Origin of the sequence: Nocardia miyunensis NBRC 108239 (genome assembly GCF_001613065.1) — a bacterium.
Classification (GTDB): Bacteria; Actinomycetota; Actinomycetes; order Mycobacteriales; family Mycobacteriaceae; genus Nocardia; species Nocardia miyunensis.
In genome coordinates this window covers 80,981-98,120 of the sequence record NZ_BDBQ01000036.1, presented here as the reverse complement: position 1 = coordinate 98,120, position 17,140 = coordinate 80,981, and the positions used below count along the sequence as shown (strand labels likewise).

Annotated in this window: 13 protein-coding genes and 1 pseudogene; 2 read left to right on the top strand and 12 right to left on the bottom strand. The window is 66.8% G+C overall.

Annotated elements, in window-relative coordinates; genetic code table 11:
* Positions 1-134 precede the first annotated feature (134 nt).
* The gene (locus NM2_RS15000) at positions 135-1,505 is read right to left on the bottom strand and encodes an FAD-binding oxidoreductase (protein ID WP_067668906.1); all 1,371 of its coding nucleotides are present in this window, start codon (positions 1,503-1,505) and stop codon (positions 135-137) included.
* 71 nt (positions 1,506-1,576) lie between these two features.
* Here NM2_RS15000 and NM2_RS14995 point away from each other — a divergent pair, with 71 nt between their 5' ends.
* A complete protein-coding gene (locus NM2_RS14995) occupies positions 1,577-2,485 on the top strand; it encodes a LysR family transcriptional regulator (protein WP_067668905.1) in 909 nt (302 codons plus the stop codon).
* Between the two features lie 218 nt (positions 2,486-2,703).
* Here the strand turns inward: NM2_RS14995 and NM2_RS14990 are convergent, their stop codons facing one another.
* The 4 genes from NM2_RS14990 to NM2_RS14975 form a co-directional block, all read right to left on the bottom strand.
* Positions 2,704-3,456, bottom strand: coding sequence for an amino acid ABC transporter ATP-binding protein (locus NM2_RS14990; RefSeq protein ID WP_157121103.1), 753 nt, complete (start codon positions 3,454-3,456; stop codon positions 2,704-2,706).
* Between the two features lie 41 nt (positions 3,457-3,497).
* Positions 3,498-4,475, bottom strand: coding sequence for an amino acid ABC transporter permease (locus NM2_RS14985; protein WP_067668899.1), 978 nt, complete (start codon positions 4,473-4,475; stop codon positions 3,498-3,500).
* Positions 4,459-5,367: an ABC transporter substrate-binding protein gene (locus NM2_RS14980; protein ID WP_245718035.1), complete on the bottom strand. Its 909-nt coding sequence runs from the start codon at positions 5,365-5,367 to the stop codon at positions 4,459-4,461. The genes NM2_RS14985 and NM2_RS14980 overlap by 17 nt, the downstream gene beginning before the upstream one ends.
* 149 nt (positions 5,368-5,516) lie before the next feature.
* Positions 5,517-6,596: an isocitrate/isopropylmalate dehydrogenase family protein gene (locus NM2_RS14975; protein ID WP_439956873.1), complete on the bottom strand. Its 1,080-nt coding sequence runs from the start codon at positions 6,594-6,596 to the stop codon at positions 5,517-5,519.
* Positions 6,597-7,097: 501 nt separating this feature from the next.
* Here NM2_RS14975 and trxA point away from each other — a divergent pair.
* The gene (gene trxA / locus NM2_RS14970; protein ID WP_067668895.1) at positions 7,098-7,472 is read left to right on the top strand and encodes a thioredoxin; all 375 of its coding nucleotides are present in this window, start codon (positions 7,098-7,100) and stop codon (positions 7,470-7,472) included.
* A 72-nt stretch (positions 7,473-7,544) separates the two neighbouring features.
* Here the strand turns inward: trxA and NM2_RS14965 are convergent, their stop codons facing one another.
* The 7 genes and pseudogenes from NM2_RS14965 to NM2_RS14940 form a co-directional block, all read right to left on the bottom strand.
* Positions 7,545-7,979 (bottom strand): alpha-isopropylmalate synthase regulatory domain-containing protein, encoded by a 435-nt coding sequence (locus NM2_RS14965; RefSeq protein WP_067668893.1) that lies wholly within the window; start codon positions 7,977-7,979, stop codon positions 7,545-7,547.
* A 679-nt stretch (positions 7,980-8,658) separates the two neighbouring features.
* Positions 8,659-11,394: a DNA polymerase I gene (gene polA, locus NM2_RS14960; protein WP_067668891.1), complete on the bottom strand. Its 2,736-nt coding sequence runs from the start codon at positions 11,392-11,394 to the stop codon at positions 8,659-8,661.
* A 125-nt stretch (positions 11,395-11,519) separates the two neighbouring features.
* The gene (locus tag NM2_RS51600) at positions 11,520-12,215 is read right to left on the bottom strand and encodes an ABC transporter ATP-binding protein (RefSeq protein ID WP_245718045.1); all 696 of its coding nucleotides are present in this window, start codon (positions 12,213-12,215) and stop codon (positions 11,520-11,522) included.
* A gap of 270 nt (positions 12,216-12,485) precedes the next feature.
* A pseudogene (locus NM2_RS51595) lies at positions 12,486-13,397 on the bottom strand (ABC transporter ATP-binding protein); the annotation flags it as partial.
* A 41-nt stretch (positions 13,398-13,438) separates the two neighbouring features.
* Complete coding sequence (locus NM2_RS14950; protein WP_067668889.1) at positions 13,439-14,668, bottom strand: branched-chain amino acid ABC transporter permease; 1,230 nt, start codon at positions 14,666-14,668, stop codon at positions 13,439-13,441.
* The gene (locus tag NM2_RS14945) at positions 14,665-15,699 is read right to left on the bottom strand and encodes a branched-chain amino acid ABC transporter permease (RefSeq protein ID WP_067668887.1); all 1,035 of its coding nucleotides are present in this window, start codon (positions 15,697-15,699) and stop codon (positions 14,665-14,667) included. The genes NM2_RS14950 and NM2_RS14945 overlap by 4 nt, the downstream gene beginning before the upstream one ends.
* Positions 15,700-15,857: 158 nt before the next feature.
* On the bottom strand, positions 15,858-17,048 hold the full coding sequence (locus tag NM2_RS14940; protein WP_245718044.1) for a branched-chain amino acid ABC transporter substrate-binding protein: 1,191 nt from the start codon (positions 17,046-17,048) through the stop codon (positions 15,858-15,860).
* Between the last annotated feature and the right edge of the window lie 92 nt (positions 17,049-17,140).

Below are 17,140 nucleotides of genomic sequence, written 5' to 3'. Positions count from 1 at the left end.
AGTGATATCACGACAATATCCTTCTGATGTCGCGGGTGTCCAGGGGCAGCCGTGCCCCGAATCGCGGGGGCAATCACATCCGTGCGAGCCGCAAATGGGCAGGCCGCCACTGAATGTGGCCCGGGCGAAGACGCTCACGTGCGAGCCGGGCGGATGTTGCGGTTGTAGCGGAACAGGTTCGCCGGGTCGAGATCCGACTTCAGGGCGGCCAGGCGGGCGAATGTCGCGGGACCGTAACCGGCGCGGGTCTGGGACTCGTCGGCTCTCTCACCCGCACCGTAGAGGAACGTGGGGCTCTGGCCGATGGTCCAGGCGGACAACGCTTTTGCGATCAGATCGTGGTGGTCGCCTACCACAGTGCCGCCGGTTTCGGGGCCGGTGATGAATCGGGCGAGGTATTCCGCGTCGCGGTGATCCACCGCGACATTCGCCGGGCCCGGACGACGCAGCGCACCGCCGAGATGGCGGAGACCGGCGACCACCGTCACCGGGCCGTCGGGTCCGGTGACGTCCAGAAACGCCTCTGCCGCATCGGCGGTCAGTTCCGGCAGCAACGCGTTGGTCGCGGTGTAAGCGTGCGGGAAAGGCGGGTCGCTGTAGATCGTATGGGTGTCGCTGTAGGGCATCACGCGCAGATCGTCGATCAGGCGGGGGCCGATCGAGCGCAGCGGGCCGACGAGGCGTTCACCGGCGCGATCCGAACCGGTGTACGCGATGTTGACGGTGGCGATGTACCTGCCGCGCAACGGTTCCGGGATCACCGGAATATCGGGCATGGTCATCATGGTGATCGCCGAGGTCATCTCCTCGGGCAGGTCCCAGGTCCACTGCCGCCATCCCTCGAGGGCCGGTTCCACGAGTCCGGTGTCGAAGATCAGCCGACCGCCGTAGACCGTGGTGATCGGGAAGAGTTCGAGCTCGAGCGCGGTCACCACGCCGAAATTGCCGCCCGTGCCCAGGACAGCGCCGAACAATTCCTCGCCCAGGGTGAACCGGCGCAGTCTTCCGTCCGCGGTCACCAACTCGATCGCCCGGACATGGTCGGCGGCATAACCGAAGGTCCGAGCCAGGATGCCGAGGCCGCCGCCGAGGTGATAGCCGATCACTCCGACGCTCGGAGACGACCCGTTCAGCGGTGCGAGACCGTGCGCGACGGCCGCCTCGATCAATGCCTCGGCCTGCACACCCGCGCCCACCCGGGCGGTGCGGGCGACCGGGTCGACGGTGATCTCCCGCATTCGCCGGGTACTGATCAGCACCCCACCGTCGGCGGCCACCGACAGGCCGTGCCCGGTCGCCTGCACCGCCACCGGAAGTCCTTGCCGCGCGGCGTATTCCACCGCACTACGAACATCCTCGGCATGCAGTGCGCCGACCACCACGGCGGGCCGGTGGGTGTAGGCGGTCTGGAAGCCCGCGATCTCCTCGTCGTATCCGCGCGTGTCCGGAAGAAACAGCGGACCGGTGACCACGGGAAGTTCGGGATTCGAGTACGTAGTCGTCATATTTCGAACTCTGCCCGCGCACAAATCAGAAGTAAAACAGATAGATCTTCTCATCAGTATAATTATCAGTTATGGAACTGCGGCAGCTGCGTTACTTCGTCACCGTGGTCGAAGAGGCCAATTTCACCAGGGCCGCCACGCGGCTACATCTGACCCAACCCGGGCTGTCCGCCCAGATCCGGCAGTTGGAGAAAGAGGTGGGCCAGCCACTGCTCGAGCGCTCCGGGCGATCGATCACCCCGACCGCGACCGGCGCCGCGGTGCTGCCGCACGCGCGCGCGGCATTGCAAGCGGCACAGCGGATTTCGCATACCGTGGACGAGTTCACCGGTCTGCTGCGCGGCCACGTCCGGATCGGGCTCATCTCCGGCGCGGCCCTCGGCGAGGTGGACATCGCGGCGGTGCTGACGACCTTCCACCGAGATCATCCGCAGGTCGGGATCACCCTGACCGAGGATGCCTCCGAACGCATGCTCGACGCTGTGTGGCGCGGCGATCTCGATATCGCACTGGTCGCGCTGACCGGGGCCGAACTCGATCCCGGCCTCGGCGCGGACATCGTCCTCGACACCCGCGTCAACGCCGCCGTCGCCGCGAATGACCGGGAATTCGGCTCCCGGACAACACTTTCGGACCTGCGCGACCGTCCGCTCATCTGCCTGTCCCGCGGCACCGGCATCCGCGGCGTCCTCGAACGCGCCTGCGCTGCCGAGGGTTTCGAACCACGGGTCGAATTCGAGGCTGCCGCACCACCATTGCTGATCCGCCTGGCCGCCGGCGGCCTGGGCGTCGCGGTGGTCCCAGACCTCGCACCCGAACAGGCAGCGGCCGCGGGCGTGCGCATGGTCGAGATCGAACCCGAACTACGCGGCCGCCTGGCCCTGATCTGGCGCGCCGACCGCGCCGCCGCCCCCGCCGCGAAGGTACTGCTCGGCCAACTCCGCATCGCCCTGGCCGCGCCGCATTCGCACCCACGCTGAGCCGGGCTCGGAGCACATTTCACCGAGCCGAACGCCCTCGAAGTGCCTCACGAAAGTCGCCATCGCGCAACAGACCTCGGCCACCTCGCCCGCCGGAACGAGCCACACGATCCGCAGCCCGACATCCTCCGACTGTGCGGCCTCGAGGCCGCACACCTTCCGCTGCGCGCCAGTGGCGCTACGCGAACCAGCCGGTTGCCTCGAACTCCGGTGCCGCGCTACAGGATTCGGGACAGGAACGTCTTCGTGCGCTCGTGCTGCGGATCGGACAGGACGCTGCGGGGATCACCCGACTCCACCACGATGCCGCCATCCATGAAGACCAGCTGATCGGCGACTTCGCGGGCGAAACCCATCTCGTGGGTGACCACCACCATGGTCATCCCCGACGCGGCCAGCTCACGCATCACGCCCAGCACCTCGCCGACCAGTTCGGGATCCAGTGCCGAGGTCGGTTCGTCGAAGAGCATCAGCTTGGGGTCCATCGCCAATGCCCGCGCGATCGCGACCCGCTGCTGCTGACCGCCGGAGAGCTGCGCCGGGTAGGAACCCGCCTTGTCCGCCAAGCCGACTCGGTCCAGCAGTTCCTCGGCGCGGGCGATCGCGTCGGCCTTGCGGATCCTCTTCACCTGGGTCGGCGCCTCGATGATGTTCTCCAGGGCCGTGCGGTGCGGGAACAGGTTGAAATGCTGGAACACCATGCCGATATCGCGGCGCTGCCGCGCGGCCTCGCGCGGATGCAGCTCGTAGAGCCGTCCGCCCTTCTCGCGATAGCCGACCAGATCCCCGTCGACGTACAGCCGTCCGGCATTGACCTGTTCGAGGTGGTTGATGCAGCGCAGGAAGGTGGACTTGCCCGAGCCGGACGGACCGATCAGGCACATCACCTCCCCGCGCGACACCTCGAGCGAGATGCCCTTGAGTACCTGCAGCGAGCCGAAGCTCTTGCACACCTGCTGTGCGCTGATCATCGAAGTGTCCTGAGCGCGGGCGTAAGCGGTTGTGGCAGAGGTCATTTGCCTGGCTCTTTCACGACTGTGGTCTCGGCCAACGCGCGCAACTGCCGGGCGGTCAGCCGCCGGGTCGCGCCGCGCGAATAGTACCGCTCGAGGTAGTACTGCCCGACCATCAGCACACTGGTGATCACCAGGTACCAGGTCGCCGCGACCAGCAGCAGCGGCACCGGCCGGAAGTTGACGCTCGAGATGTCGTGCGCCCGGCCGTACAGATCGGTGGTCAGCGGAATGGCCGTCACCAGCGACGTGGTCTTGAGCATGCTGATCAGTTCGTTGCCCGTGGGCGGGATGATCACCCGCATCGCCTGCGGCAGCACGGTGCGCCACATGGTCCGCGACCACGACATGCCCAGGGCGTAGGACGCCTCCCGCTGCCCCTCGTCCACGGAATTGATTCCGGCGCGGACGATTTCGGCCATATACGCCGACTCGTTCAGGCCGAGACCGATCATGGCGAACAGGAAGGGCGCCTGCCACTGCTGCACGTTCCAGTGCGTGAAATGCGGTCCGCCGAAAGGGATTCCGAGCTCGATGACCTTGTACAGCGACGGGAACAGGCCCCAGAAGAGCAACTGCACATAGACCGGCGTCCCACGGAAGATCCACAGGTACCCCCACGACACCGAGCGCAGCACGGGATTGGGCGACAACCGCATCACCGCCAGGGTGACGCCCAGTACCACGCCGATCACCATGGCCAGCACGGTCAGCTCGAGGGTGACCAGTGCGCCCTCGGTGATCCGCACATCGAACAGGTAATCGCGGTAGGTGCTCCACTGGTAGCCGTCGTTGGTGGCCGCGCCGTAGACGAACAGGGCGAACAGGACCGTGATGACGACCGCTGCCACCCACCGGCCCGGCCGCCGCAGCGGCACCGCCTTGATCGGCGCGGGCTCGGCGGGTGCGGCGACCGCCCCGGCGGCGCGCGCGTTGTCCGGGTCCGGTGAACTCACTAGATCAGCCCTTGGCTCCATTGATGACCGACTTGGTGATCGCGCCCTGCTCGACTCCCCAGTTCTGGCAGATCTTGCGATAGTCGCCGTCGTCCATCAGATGTTGTACCGCGGCCTGCAGCACAGGTCCCAGCGCCGAGCCCTTGGCCACCGGCCAGCCGTACGGCGCGGAGGAGAAGATCGGGCCGTCGGTCTCGATCTTGTCCTGGTTCTGCTTGACCGCGTAGGCGGTCACCGGCGAATCCGCGGAGAAGGCGTCCACCTGCCCCAGCACCAGCGCGTTCGCCGCGGCGGCCTGATCGTCGAAGGCCACGATATCGATCTTGGCCTTACCGGCGTCCGTGCACGCCTTGCTCTTGGCCGGGAGCTCGTCGGTCTGCTGCACGGTCGTGCGCTCCACCGCGACCTTCTTGCCGCAGGCGTTGTTCGGGTCGATGGACGCGCCCTTCTGCTGGGCCCACTGACTGCCCGCGGAGAAGTAATCGACGAAATCGACCGACTTCTCGCGATCGGTGTTGTCGGTGAACGAGGACATGCCCAGGTCGTACGTGCCCGCCTGAATGCTGGGAATGATCTTCTCGAAATCGGCCTGCTGATAATCGGCCGTCAGCCCCAGCGTCGTGGCCACCGCGTCCATCAGATCCACGTCGAAGCCGACGATCTTGCCCGAGGACGGATCCCGGAACTCGTTGGGCGAGTAGGGAACATTGACCCCGACGACGAGTTTGCCTGCCTGCTTGACCTTATCGGGCACCTGTGCCGCGAGGGCGTCGACCTTGCTGACCTTGACCTTGGCCACCGCGGGGGCGGTGCTCTCGGTGTTCTTGGCACAGCCCGTCAGCAGCAACGCACCACCGGCGACAACACATGCGGCTCGCAGAATGTACCCGCGAGCTCCGGATCGAACAGACACAGCAGCCCTCCATGTTTGGGTGAGCGATAACACGACATCGCCCGCCGTTCGAAATGTATGCGATTCGGACCGGCTGCGCCGGTTGGTTACCGAAGGTTAATCCTCGCCGAGTGCGACGACCTCCCATACACGCCGAGTCCGGGACCCTATCACCACCGATGCACGCGTGCGCGTACTTGCTCTGTGAACTCGCTGGTAGAAGCGAGCCCGCCCAGGTCGGCCGTGGCGATACCGGCCTCGAAGACCGCCGCCACCGCGCGTTCGATGCGTTCGCCCGCCCGCGCCAGCGTCGGCTCCGCGCGATGAGATCCCAACCAGCGCAACAGCATTGCCGTGGACAGTTGCAGCGCAGCCGGATTGGCTCGGTTGCGTCCGGCCAACGTCGGCGCCGCGCCGTGCACGGCCTGGGCCATCGCCTGGGTGCGTGAGCAATTGAGCGAGGCGGCGGTACCGAGCGAGGCGCCGAGTTCGGCGGTCAGGTCGGACAGGATGTCGCCGAACAGGTTCTCGGTGACCAGCACGTCGTAATCGCCTGGCGCGCGGACCAGATGAGCGGCGGCCGCGTCGACGTGCTCATCGTCCACCCGAACGTCCGGATAGCCCGCGGCCACCTCGTAACACACGTCGCGGAACAAGCCCATCGTCATGGGCAGCACATTGGCCTTGTGCACGATGGTCAGATGTCTGCGCCGAGCCGACGCAAGCGCGCACGCCTCGTGCGCGATCCGGACACTGGCGTCGCGGGTGATCACCCCGACCGACATCGCCACATCGGGCGTCGGCCGGAATTCACCCGAACCAGCGAACATATTGCGATCGGCGTAGAACCCCTCGCTGTTCTCCCGCACGATCACCAGATCCGTCTCCGGCGCGACCGCCCGCACCCCCGCGAACGCCCGCGCGGGACGGATGTTCGCGAACAGGTCGAACCGCTTGCGGATCGCCCCGCCCGGCGGTGCGAGCGTGCGGAATTCCGGTGGGTACGAGGCGTTGTCGTGCGGACCGAGAATCCAGCCGTCCAATCCCGCCAGCGCCTGGAGCGTCACCAGCGGCAGCGGATCATTGAACTCGTCGATCGCACTCAGTCCCATGGGCAGCCGCACCCATTCCACAGCGGGCCCACCCGCCGCCGCCAACGCCTCGTCGGCCACCTCCCGGGCAGCGCGCACCACCTCCGGCCCGATGCCGTCACCATTGATCAACCCCAGCCGAACCGTCTCCGAAGTCACCACCCCATCCTCAACTTCCATCCCACCCGGCCCACACCCGGGTCACCTCTCCCCCTTCCAAGCAACCTTCCAGCGCAACGCTCCACCATGTCTTCATTGCCCCACGCCACCCACACTGCCCACGTCATCCCCGCCTTCCCGACCGCCCGCCACCGCCCGCCCACCACCGACTACCGACCACCGACCACCGACCACCGACCACCGACCACCGACCACCGACCACCGAGGGTGACTACCAGGCAAGAGCCTGCGATAGGCGTTCCCCATTCGACAGCGTGCCCTAGCGGCGCTAGCCGCCCCCGCAACGATTGATCTCGCAAGCACCTGGGTAACTTGCCGGGAACACCGAAACCCGATCACATCCCAACCGCCGCCCCGAAGCCTCACTCCCGAGGCAGCCGACGACACGCTGAAGGCGCGGAGAGACGGGGGAGCGGGGAGCGGGGAAGGTAAGTGCGGCGTCCTGTGTTGTACAGGGCGTTACCGACAGGAGAGGACCCCATGGCCACCCAGACATTGACCGCTCAGAACTTCGATGAGGTCGTCACCGGAAACGACGTCGTGCTCGTCGATTTCTGGGCCGACTGGTGCGGACCGTGTAAGCAGTTCGCGCCGACCTATGACAAGTCCTCGGACAAGCACCCCGACGTGGTGCACGGCAAGGTCGACACCGAGGCCGAGCAGAGCCTGGCGGCGGCGGCCAACATCCGCTCGATCCCGACGATCATGGCCTTCCGTGAGGGTGTACTGGTGTTCGCGCAGCCCGGCGCACTCCCCCCGGACGCCCTCGAGGATCTGGTCACCCAGGTGAAGGGACTCGACATGGACGACGTCCGCAAGCAGATCGCCGAGCAGTCCGCGCCGCAGGGCGAGTGAGGCTCGGTCCCCGTCACAACACGCATCTCGCCCCCGCCGCGTCGTTCGCGGCGGGGGCGAGTCGTACGGGTATCAGTTGGCGAACGAGTTGACGCCCGAAAGCATCGCCCGCACAGAGGATTCCGCGCCATCGTCGGCGAGGGCGGCACCCCAGCCGCAGCGGCCGTTGAACTCGCACCGCACGAAAGTCGCTATGCCCGAAGCGGTCTGCCGCTGGTGGAACTGCAGGATCTCGATCGGATAGCCCTCCTCGTAGAGAGCCGAGGTGAGCGCGCCCACCGGATTGCCGGTGGACACGACGGTCCGCAGGTGGTCGTTGAATTCGAGGGTGGCGGTGTAGGTAGCCGAGGCATGCGGCTGCCCGGCGGGTATCCAGTCGCCGAGTTTGACCGGGCCCGCAAGATCGCAGTACCGCTCGTGGAACTCGGCGGGGGTCAGTCCGGCGCTCTCGGCGCGCAGGGCGCGGGGGGCGGCGGTGATGAAGGCAGTGTCGATTGTCAGTGTCATTTGACTAGGTCTTCCCGAGGCGTGTCGTATCCGATTGACAGAGGGGACCAGCGCAGTGAAAAGGTTCTACGGCCGCAGCGAGGGGCCGGTCCGAATCAGACCCCGCTACGGCGGAGAACTACGAGAAGTCGACCGGTAGCCACCATCGCGGTCAGCGGCATTAGCGCCGCACAGTCGCGGTCGGCGACATTGCGAGCGGCGCTGTGGCTAGCGGCGGGATTCGGCACGGCTTCGAGAATATGGACTGTTACCTCCGATGGCAACCACATCGGCGCGTAACCGATGGGTAACTTCGTCACAATCGTCCGTAAACGGCACACCAACGGCCGACAACGACCCCAGCAACTCGATCGACGTGCGAAAACCAACGCTCGAGGCCCCACCAGAGATAACGGCAACCTTCAAGCAATCGCGACGCAGTGTCTGTTCAGCCCAGATTCGTCACACCGATTCGCGCGACGGATACATCGTCGTTATCGCCGCGCGATCACGTTCTCAGGCTTCTCGAAGGTCGCTATCATCCGGCCCTAAGCCGGGCAACGCACGATTGGTCAGGTAAGAGCCACATCGGGGCGGGTCCACCGGCCCGAACGGACACGGCGCGCGCCATGCGCCGACCGACTCCGTGGCCGCCGGGCGTCCCCCTCATCCGACCGGCGGCCACGGTTTTCTACTGTCGCTAGTGCGCGGCGGCATCCCAGCTGCGCCCGACTCCCACCGAGACCTCGAGCGGCACCGACAGCTCGATGGCCTTCGACATATGTTCGCGCGCAAGGGCTTCCAGCTGCTCGCGCTCACCCGGAGCCACCTCGAAGAGCAGTTCGTCGTGGATCTGCAGCAGGGTGCGCGAGGCGAGCCCGGCCTCCTTCACCGCGCGCTGCACGTTGATCATGGCCACCTTGATGATGTCGGCCGCGGTGCCCTGAATCGGCGCGTTGAGGGCCATCCGCTCGGCGGCCTCGCGACGCTGGCGGTTGCTCGAATCCAGATCGGGCAGATAGCGACGACGGCCGAACAACGTCTCGGTGTATCCGACCTTGCGGGCCTGCTCGACCGCCTCGTGCAGGTAGTCGCGAATCGCGCCGAACCGGGAGAAGTAGACCTCCATCTGCGCCTTGGCCTCCTCGGCGCTGATCTTGAGCTGCTGGGACAACCCGTAGGCGGACAGTCCGTACGCCAGACCGTAGGACATCGCCTTGATCCGGCGGCGCATCTCCGGGTGCACCTCGGTGATCGGGATGTCGAACGCCTTGGAGGCGACGAAGGTGTGCAGGTCCTCCCCCGAATTGAACGCCTCGATCAGCCCCGCGTCCTTGGACAGGTGCGCCATGATCCGCATCTCGATCTGGCTGTAGTCCGCGGTCATCAGCGACTCGCAGCCGGGCCCGACGACGAAGGTGTCGCGGATGCGGCGGCCGGTGTCGGTGCGGATCGGGATGTTCTGCAGATTGGGCTCGGTCGAGGACAACCGGCCCGTCGCCGCGATGGTCTGATTGAAGGTGGTGTGGATGCGGCCGTCGTCGGCGACCGATTTGAGCAGGCCGTCCACGGTCACCTTCAGCCGGGTCGCGTCGCGATGGGCGAGCAGATGCTCCAGGAACGGATGCTGGGTCTTCTCGAACAGCGACTCGAGCGCATCGGCATCGGTGGTGTATCCGGTCTTGGTGCGCTTGGTCTTGGGCATCTCGAGTTCCTCGAACAGCACCACCTGCAGCTGCTTGGGCGAGCCGAGATTGATCTGCTTGCCGATCACCTCGTAGGCCGCGCTCGCGGCGTCGGCGACGCGATCGGCGAATTCGGATTGCAGCTGCTCGAGTTCGTCGACGGCGACGGCGATACCCGCCTCCTCCAATTCGGCCAGCACACCCAGCAGCGGCAGTTCCATCTCGGTGAGCAGCCTGGTGGATTCGATGCGCTCCAGCTCGACGTCGAGGGCCTGCGCCAGATCGGCCACCGCGCGGGCACGCAGGATCTCGGCCTGGGCCAGCTCGGCGTCGACCTGGCCCTCCTCGTCCAGCAGGGACAGCTGCGGCTGCGCGTCCGATTCCACGCGCAGCTCGCGGGACAGATAGCGCAGCGACAGATCGTCCAGGTTGAAGGTGCGCTGGCCGGGGCGGACCAGGTAGGCGGCCAGCGCCGTATCGCTGGCGAGCCCGGCCAGGCGCCAGCCACGCCCGCGCAGCGCGTGCATGGCCGCCTTGGCCTCGTGTACGGCCTTGAAGGTCTTCGGATCGGCCAGCCATGCACCCAGCGCCGCCTCGTCCTCCGGAGTCAGCGCGACCGCGTCGAAATAGCCGCCCTCGCCGTCGGCCGCGGAGATCGCGATCGCGGTGACATCACCGTTCACCGGAGTTCCGGTGCCGACGACCGAAATACCGTGGCGCACACCGGCCTTGGCATGCTCGGTCAGCCAGTCGGCCACGCCGCCCGGTTCGATCGCCCCGCCGCTGATCTCGAATCCGCCTTCGGCCTCGGGCTCGGGCGCGGCGAGGGTGTCGAACAGCCGATCGCGCAGCACGCGGAATTCCAGGTCGTCGAACAGACGGTGGATCCGGTCCCTGTCCCAGGGCTGCTGGGCGAGCTGATCGGGGGTGTACGGCAGCGGGACGTCCTTGACCATCTCGGTCAGCTGACGGTTGAGCACGACGCTGGACAGGTTGGCGCGCAACGCATCACCCACCTTGCCCTTCACCTGGTCGACCCGATCCACCAGCGTGTTCAGATCGCCGTATTCGCGCACCCACTTGGCCGCGGTCTTCTCCCCCACGCCCGGAATACCGGGCAGATTGTCGCTCGGGTCGCCGCGCAGGGCCGCGAAATCCGGATACTGGCCCGGGGTCAGGCCGTACTTCTCCTGCACCGCGTCGGGGGTGAACCGGGTGAGTTCGGAGACGCCCTTCTTCGGGTACAGGACCGTGACGTCGTCGGTGACCAGTTGCAGCGAATCCCGGTCGCCCGTGACGATCAGCACCCGGTACCCCTGCGGCACCGCCTGGGTGGTCAGGGTGGCGATCACATCATCGGCCTCGTAGCCGTCGATCGCCATCACCGGGATGCCCAGCGCGCCCAGGACCTCCTGGGTGATCTCCACCTGACCGCGGAACTCGTCGGGAGTCTGCGAGCGGTTGGCCTTGTACTCCGGATACGCCTCGGTGCGGAAGGTCTTGCGGCTGACGTCGAACGCGGCGGCGACGTGGGTGGGCTTCTCGTCGCGCAACAGGTTGATCAGCATCGCGGTGAACCCGTACACCGCATTGGTGGTCTGCCCGGTGACCGTCTTGAAATTGTCCGCGGGCAGGGCGAAGAACGCGCGATAGGCCAGCGAGTGCCCGTCCAGCAACAACAGGGTCGGCCGCTCGCCTTCGGTGGCTGCGGGCACGGTGCTCGGGCGCTGATCGCTGGTGGCTGAAGTCACGGCACAGAGTCTAGGGACAGGCACCGACACGTGTTGCCGGACCTCCGCGGATCCGCGTGCGCCGGATCGGGTAACCGGATCGGGCGGGGTCCGGCCGCACATCGCGCGGCCGGGCCCCGCACCGGTTACGCGACGCCCAGGTACGCCGATTTCACCGCCGGATCGGTCAGCAGCGCACGGCCGCCGCCGGTCTTGGTGATCTCGCCGGTCTCCAGAATGTAGGCGCGGTGACTGCGGGTCAGCGCCTGCTGCGCGTTCTGCTCGACCAGCAGCACGGTCGTGCCGTTGGCGTTGATCTCGCTGATGATCCGGAAGATCTGCTGGATCACCATGGGCGCCAGGCCCATCGACGGCTCGTCCAGCAGCAGCAGCTTCGGCCGGGCCATCAGCGCGCGGCCGATCGCCAGCATCTGCTGCTCACCGCCGGACATGGTGCCGCCCACCTGTTTCCGGCGCTCGGCCAGACGCGGGAACAGCTCGAAGACCCGATCGAGCGTCTGCGAATATTCCGCCCGCTGCTTGAACGGCCGTGCGTGACAACCCATGTCGAGGTTCTCCTGCACGGTCATGCCCGGGAACACACCGCGGCCCTCCGGGGCCTGGATCAGGCCCTCGACCACCCGCTCGTGCGCCCGCATCCGGCTGACGTCCCTGCCCGCGAACGTGATTCGCCCGCGACCGAGCGGCAGCAGTCCGGACAGCGCGCGCATGGTGGTGGTCTTGCCCGCACCGTTGGCGCCCAGCAGGGTCACCAGCTCGCCCTGTGCGACCTGCAGCGAAATACCGTGCAGCGCTTGGATTCTGCCGTAGCTGACGACCATGTCCTCGACCACCAGCAGCGGTTCGGAACCGCCCTGTCCCGGACCGCCGGTGATCAGCGCGCTCGGTGATACAGCGCCGGATCCCGTCGCCGCCGGGCCGGATCCGGCGTTCTCGGGCATCCGGAACGGCACATCGGGGTCCGCGCCCCCGGCGCCTGCGGGGCGCGGATCTTCGTCCAGGTAGACCGGAAGCACCGCGGTGTCGGCCGCCGCGGCCGGGTTCGCGAATACCGAAGGTTCGGACTCGCGGGAGGCATCGGCCAATTCCGCCGCTGCCTCCTCGTCCGGCACACCGAGGTAGGCCGCGATCACCGCGGGATCGTCCCGGATCTGCTCGGGCAGCGCGTCGGCGATCTTGCGCCCGAACTCCAGCACCACGATCCGGTCGGTGACGCCCATGACCAGCCGCATATCGTGCTCGATCAGCAGCACGGTGAAGCCGTCGTCACGGATCTTGCGGATCAGATCCATCAGCGCGGACTTCTCGCTCGGATTGAATCCGGCGGCGGGCTCGTCCAGGCACAGCAGCTTCGGCTCGGTCGCCAGCGCGCGGGCGATCTCCAGCCGGCGCTGATCGCCGTAGGACAGATTGCGCGCCTTCTCCACCGCCCGGGGAGCGATGCCGACGAACTCCAGCAGCGCCATACCGCGTTCGATGGCGTCGCGTTCCTCGCGACGATGCCGCGGGCTGCGGAACACCGCGCCGGGCACCGAGGTGTGGTGCCGGGCGTCGGTGCCGACGACCACGTTCTCCAGCGCCGTCATCTCCCCGAACAATCGGATGTTCTGGAAGGTCCGGGCGATGCCCAGCCGGGTGATCTGATTGCGCTTGGTCTTGGTCAGCGGTTTGCCGTCGAAGAACACCGTGCCCGCCGACGGCCGGTACACCCCGGTGATGGCGTTGAAACAGGTCGTCTTGCCCGCGCCGTTGGGCCCGATGAGCCCGAGGATCTCGCCGCGGCGGATCTCGAAACTCACCGAATCCAGCGCCGTCAGACCGCCGAACCGCATCGTGAGCCCGTCGGTGCGCAGCAGCGGCTCACCGACCGCGGTCTCGATTTCCCGGTGCGGCGCAACGACTTCCGCCACGACCTGGGTATCAGCCAGCTCCGGAACGACGGCGCCGACGTCCACCACACCGGCCTTACCCGCCTCCGGCTCGGCGGCATATCCCGCCGACATGTCCTCGTTGTCGAACAGCGCGCCACCAGCGCCCGGCCCGGTCATGCGCCCGCTCCCGTCACCTCGGTGGCCCGCGCAGGCCGCACCGCTCGATACACCTGCCTGGAGTACATGAGCAATTTCTGCCGCGCCGGGAACAGCCCCTGCGGACGGAAGATCATCACCACCACCAGCGTGAGACCGAAGAACAGATATTTGAAGTCGCCCAACGACTGTCCCGCCACGTTCACCGACATGAACCGGTTCGGCAGGTACACGATCAGGAACGCGCCGACGATCACGCCGAGCTTGTTGCCCTGACCGCCCAGCACCACCGCGCACAGGAACAGCATCGAGTTGATGACGTTGAATCCGGTCGGATTGATGAACTGCACCTGACCGGCGTACAGCGCGCCCGACAGACCGCCCACCGCCGCGCCGATGGTGAACGCCCACAGCTTGAATTTGAAAGTGGGCACGCCCATGATCTCCGCGGCGTCCTCGTCCTCGCGGATCGCGACCCAGGCGCGGCCGACGCGGCTGCGCTCCAGATTGCCGACCAGCATCAGCACCACGACCACCAGCAGCATGCCGATCCAGAACCACCAGACACCCGAATTCGCGCGATCCAGCAGATTCCCGGAATTCCGATCACCGAGATTTCCGGACGAGAAATAGCCGCCGGTATGAGTCTTCGACTCGCCCAGATGCGGATACGAGATGGCCGACAACCCGAGGCTGCCGTTGGTGATCCCGCCCAGATTGTCGGCGAGCAATCGCACGATCTCACCGAATCCGAGGGTCACGATCGCCAGATAATCACCGCGCAGTCGCAGCGTCGGGGTGCCCAGAATCAGGCCCGAGGCCGCGGTCGCCAAAATTGCCAGCGGCACGCACAGCAGCCAGGCCCATTTCGAATCGAAAACACCGGAGTCGCTGTGGAACGGGCTGTTCGGGCTGGTCAGAATTCCGACCGTATAGGCGCCGACCGCATAGAAACCGACATAACCCAGATCGAGCAGGCCGGTCTGACCGACCACGACGTTCAGGCCGATCGCGATGAGCGCGTACATCGCGAACTGCGCCATCACCCCGCCGAAACTCGTGCCGGGGGTGTTGATCCCCGGCGGCGGGAACAGCGCGATCAGCCCGAGCACGATGACCGCGGGCACGCCGAACGCCCATTGCGCGGGCCGGGACAACCCGCTCCACCAGCCGCGAATCGCATCACCCACACCGCGCGGCTGCTGCGGTGCGGTGGAGGTCACCGGAACCTTCGTCGCCTCACTCATACCCGGGCCTTCCCAAGACTCTCGCCCAGGATGCCGGTCGGACGGAGCATCAGCACCGCCACCAGCACCACGAACGCGACCACGTCGCGCCACTGGGTACCGAACAGGATCTGGCCGTAGTCCTCGGCCAGGCCCAGCAGCAAACCGCCCAGCAGCGCGCCGCGCAGGTTGCCGATACCGCCGAGCACCGCGGCGCTGAACGCCTTGACGCCCAGGATGAATCCGCCGTTGAACACGATGCCCTGCGGCACCTTCAGGGTGTAGAGCGTCGCGGCGGCGCCGGCCAGCAGACCGCCGATCAGGAAGGTCAGCATGATGACCCGCTCGCGCGAGACGCCCATCAGCGTCGCGGTGTCGGGGTCCTGGGCGACCGCGCGGATGGCGCGGCCGAATCTGGTCCGGTTGATCAGGATCTCGGTGAGCGCGGCCAGCGCGACGGCCGCCAGCACGATCACGATCGCCACATTCGTCACCGAGGCGCCGAACAGGGAGAATTCCTGTTTGGGCTCGACGAGTTTGATCGGCTGCTGCGGATTGGTGCCGCCCAGCCCGTGCACGAATTTCGGCAGGACGTAATGCACGAACTCCTGCAGCACGAAGGACATGCCGATCGCGGTGATCAGGAAGATCAGCGGTTTGGCGCCGCGCTTGCGCAATGGCCGGTAGGCCACCCGCTCCAAGCCGACGGCGGTCGCACCGGACACCGCCATGCCGATCAACATCGCCACCAGCAGGTAGACGATCGTCATCAGCAGGCCCTCGGAATAGGTGTTCCCACTGGCGGAGAATCCCAGCAGCTCCAATCCGACATACTGTCCGAACATGCCGAACATGAACACTTCGGAATGGGCGAAGTTGATGAGCCTCAAGACACCGTAGACCAGGGTGTAGCCGACGGCCACCAGCGCGTAGATCGCGCCGTAGCTCAAACCGTCGACGGTGAGCTGCCAGAACTGGTCGGCCACCCCGGAAATGTTGAAATCAATGGTCCCGGCATACAGCGCGGGATCCGCCAATACGGTTACAGACATTCGACACTCTCGTCATCGTGGGAACAGCGCGCCCGGGTCCCGGTGCGGACCGCCGGAGCGGAAATCACGGGTGCCCCCGCCAAGGTGATGGCAGGGGCGTGCACCGGGACGATGGGTTCGCCTTCCGGTGCACACTGTTCCCGATACGGGGTAGGTCCCTACTTGACCTGGTACATCCAGATCAAGGCGTTCGACAATTCACCCGTGCTGTCCCACTTGTAGTGACGGGCCAGACCCTGGCCGTCGTAGTTGCGCACGAAGTCGAGCACCTCGGGACGGGTGACCTTGCCCGCGTCGATCGCCTTCAACACGATCGTGGTCAGGTCGTACGCCTCGACCGAGTACACGCCCGGCTCCTGGTTGTTCAGGGCCTTGTAGGCGGTGGCGAAGGAGTCCGGCGCCGGGCCGCAGGGGCAGGACAGCAGCGCGCCCTTGCTGGAGTCGCCGGCCTGCTTGACGAACTGCGGGTCGTTGGTGCCGTCGTCGGAGACGAAGGTCGCGGTGACGTTGGCCGAATGCAGTTGCTCCACCAGCGGGGCCGCCTCGGCGTAGTACCCGGCGTAGAAGATCGCGTCCGGCTTGGCGGCGGACAGCTTGGAGACCGTCGCCGAGAAGTCCTTGTCGCCGGTCTTCACCTGGGCCGCGCAGGATTCGTCGGCCGAGGAGCCGAGCGCCGCGGTGACCGACTTGGCAAGGCCCACACCGTAATCGGAGTCGTCCTGCACGACGCAGATCTTCTTGAAGCCGCCGGCGCCGGTCAGGTAGTGCGCGACCGAGGGGCCCTGCAGATCGTCGTTGGCCAGGCCGCGGAAGAAGGTCTTCCAGCCGTTCTTGGTCAGCGAGGCGTTGGTGGCCGAGGAGGTCAGCGCCGGCAGGCCGGCGTCGCTGATGATCTGGCCGGTCGCCTTGGTCTCGCCGGAGAACGCCGGACCGATCAGCGCGGTCACCGACTGGTCGCTGATCACCGTCGGGATGACCTGGCTGGCCTTCTGCGGATCACCCTCGGTGTCGAAGGGCTTGGTCTGCACCTGGCAGTCCGGGTTGGCCTTGTTGTGCTGCGCGACAGCCAGTTTCACGCCGTCCACGATGTTGATACCGAGCGCGGAGTTCGCACCGGTCAGCGCACCGGCCATCGCGATCGCCGTGGTGGGCGCGCACTTGGCCTTGCCATCGCCCGCGGGATCGGCGGCCTTGGCCGTACCGGTCTGCGTCACCGACTTGCCCTGGCTATCGATCTGCACCAGCGATTTGATCGACAGGCCGGTTCCACTCCCGCCACCGGCGCTGCTCGACGTCGATTTGCTGCTGCAACCGGCCACGGCCAGCACGGCCGCCGCCCCGATCACCAACGCACCGCGAACCACGCGAGTTCGCGTGGTGCTCCGCGTTATTGAACCAAGCACGATTCACCTCTATGTTCTTCGATCCCCCGGGGTTGCCG

Excerpts from the sequence above, each read along its gene's own strand:
- NM2_RS15000 (WP_067668906.1), bottom strand. The coding sequence starts at position 1,505 with ATGACGACTACGTACTCGAATCCCGAACTTCCCGTGGTCACCGGTCCG.
- NM2_RS14995 (WP_067668905.1), top strand. The coding sequence starts at position 1,577 with ATGGAACTGCGGCAGCTGCGTTACTTCGTCACCGTGGTCGAAGAGGCC.
- NM2_RS14990 (WP_157121103.1), bottom strand. The coding sequence starts at position 3,456 with ATGATCAGCGCACAGCAGGTGTGCAAGAGCTTCGGCTCGCTGCAGGTA.
- NM2_RS14985 (WP_067668899.1), bottom strand. The coding sequence starts at position 4,475 with ATGGAGCCAAGGGCTGATCTAGTGAGTTCACCGGACCCGGACAACGCG.
- trxA (WP_067668895.1), top strand. The coding sequence starts at position 7,098 with ATGGCCACCCAGACATTGACCGCTCAGAACTTCGATGAGGTCGTCACC.
- NM2_RS14965 (WP_067668893.1), bottom strand. The coding sequence starts at position 7,979 with ATGACACTGACAATCGACACTGCCTTCATCACCGCCGCCCCCCGCGCC.
- NM2_RS51600 (WP_245718045.1), bottom strand. The coding sequence starts at position 12,215 with ATGGTCGTCAGCTACGGCAGAATCCAAGCGCTGCACGGTATTTCGCTG.
- NM2_RS14950 (WP_067668889.1), bottom strand. The coding sequence starts at position 14,668 with ATGAGTGAGGCGACGAAGGTTCCGGTGACCTCCACCGCACCGCAGCAG.
- NM2_RS14945 (WP_067668887.1), bottom strand. The coding sequence starts at position 15,699 with ATGTCTGTAACCGTATTGGCGGATCCCGCGCTGTATGCCGGGACCATT.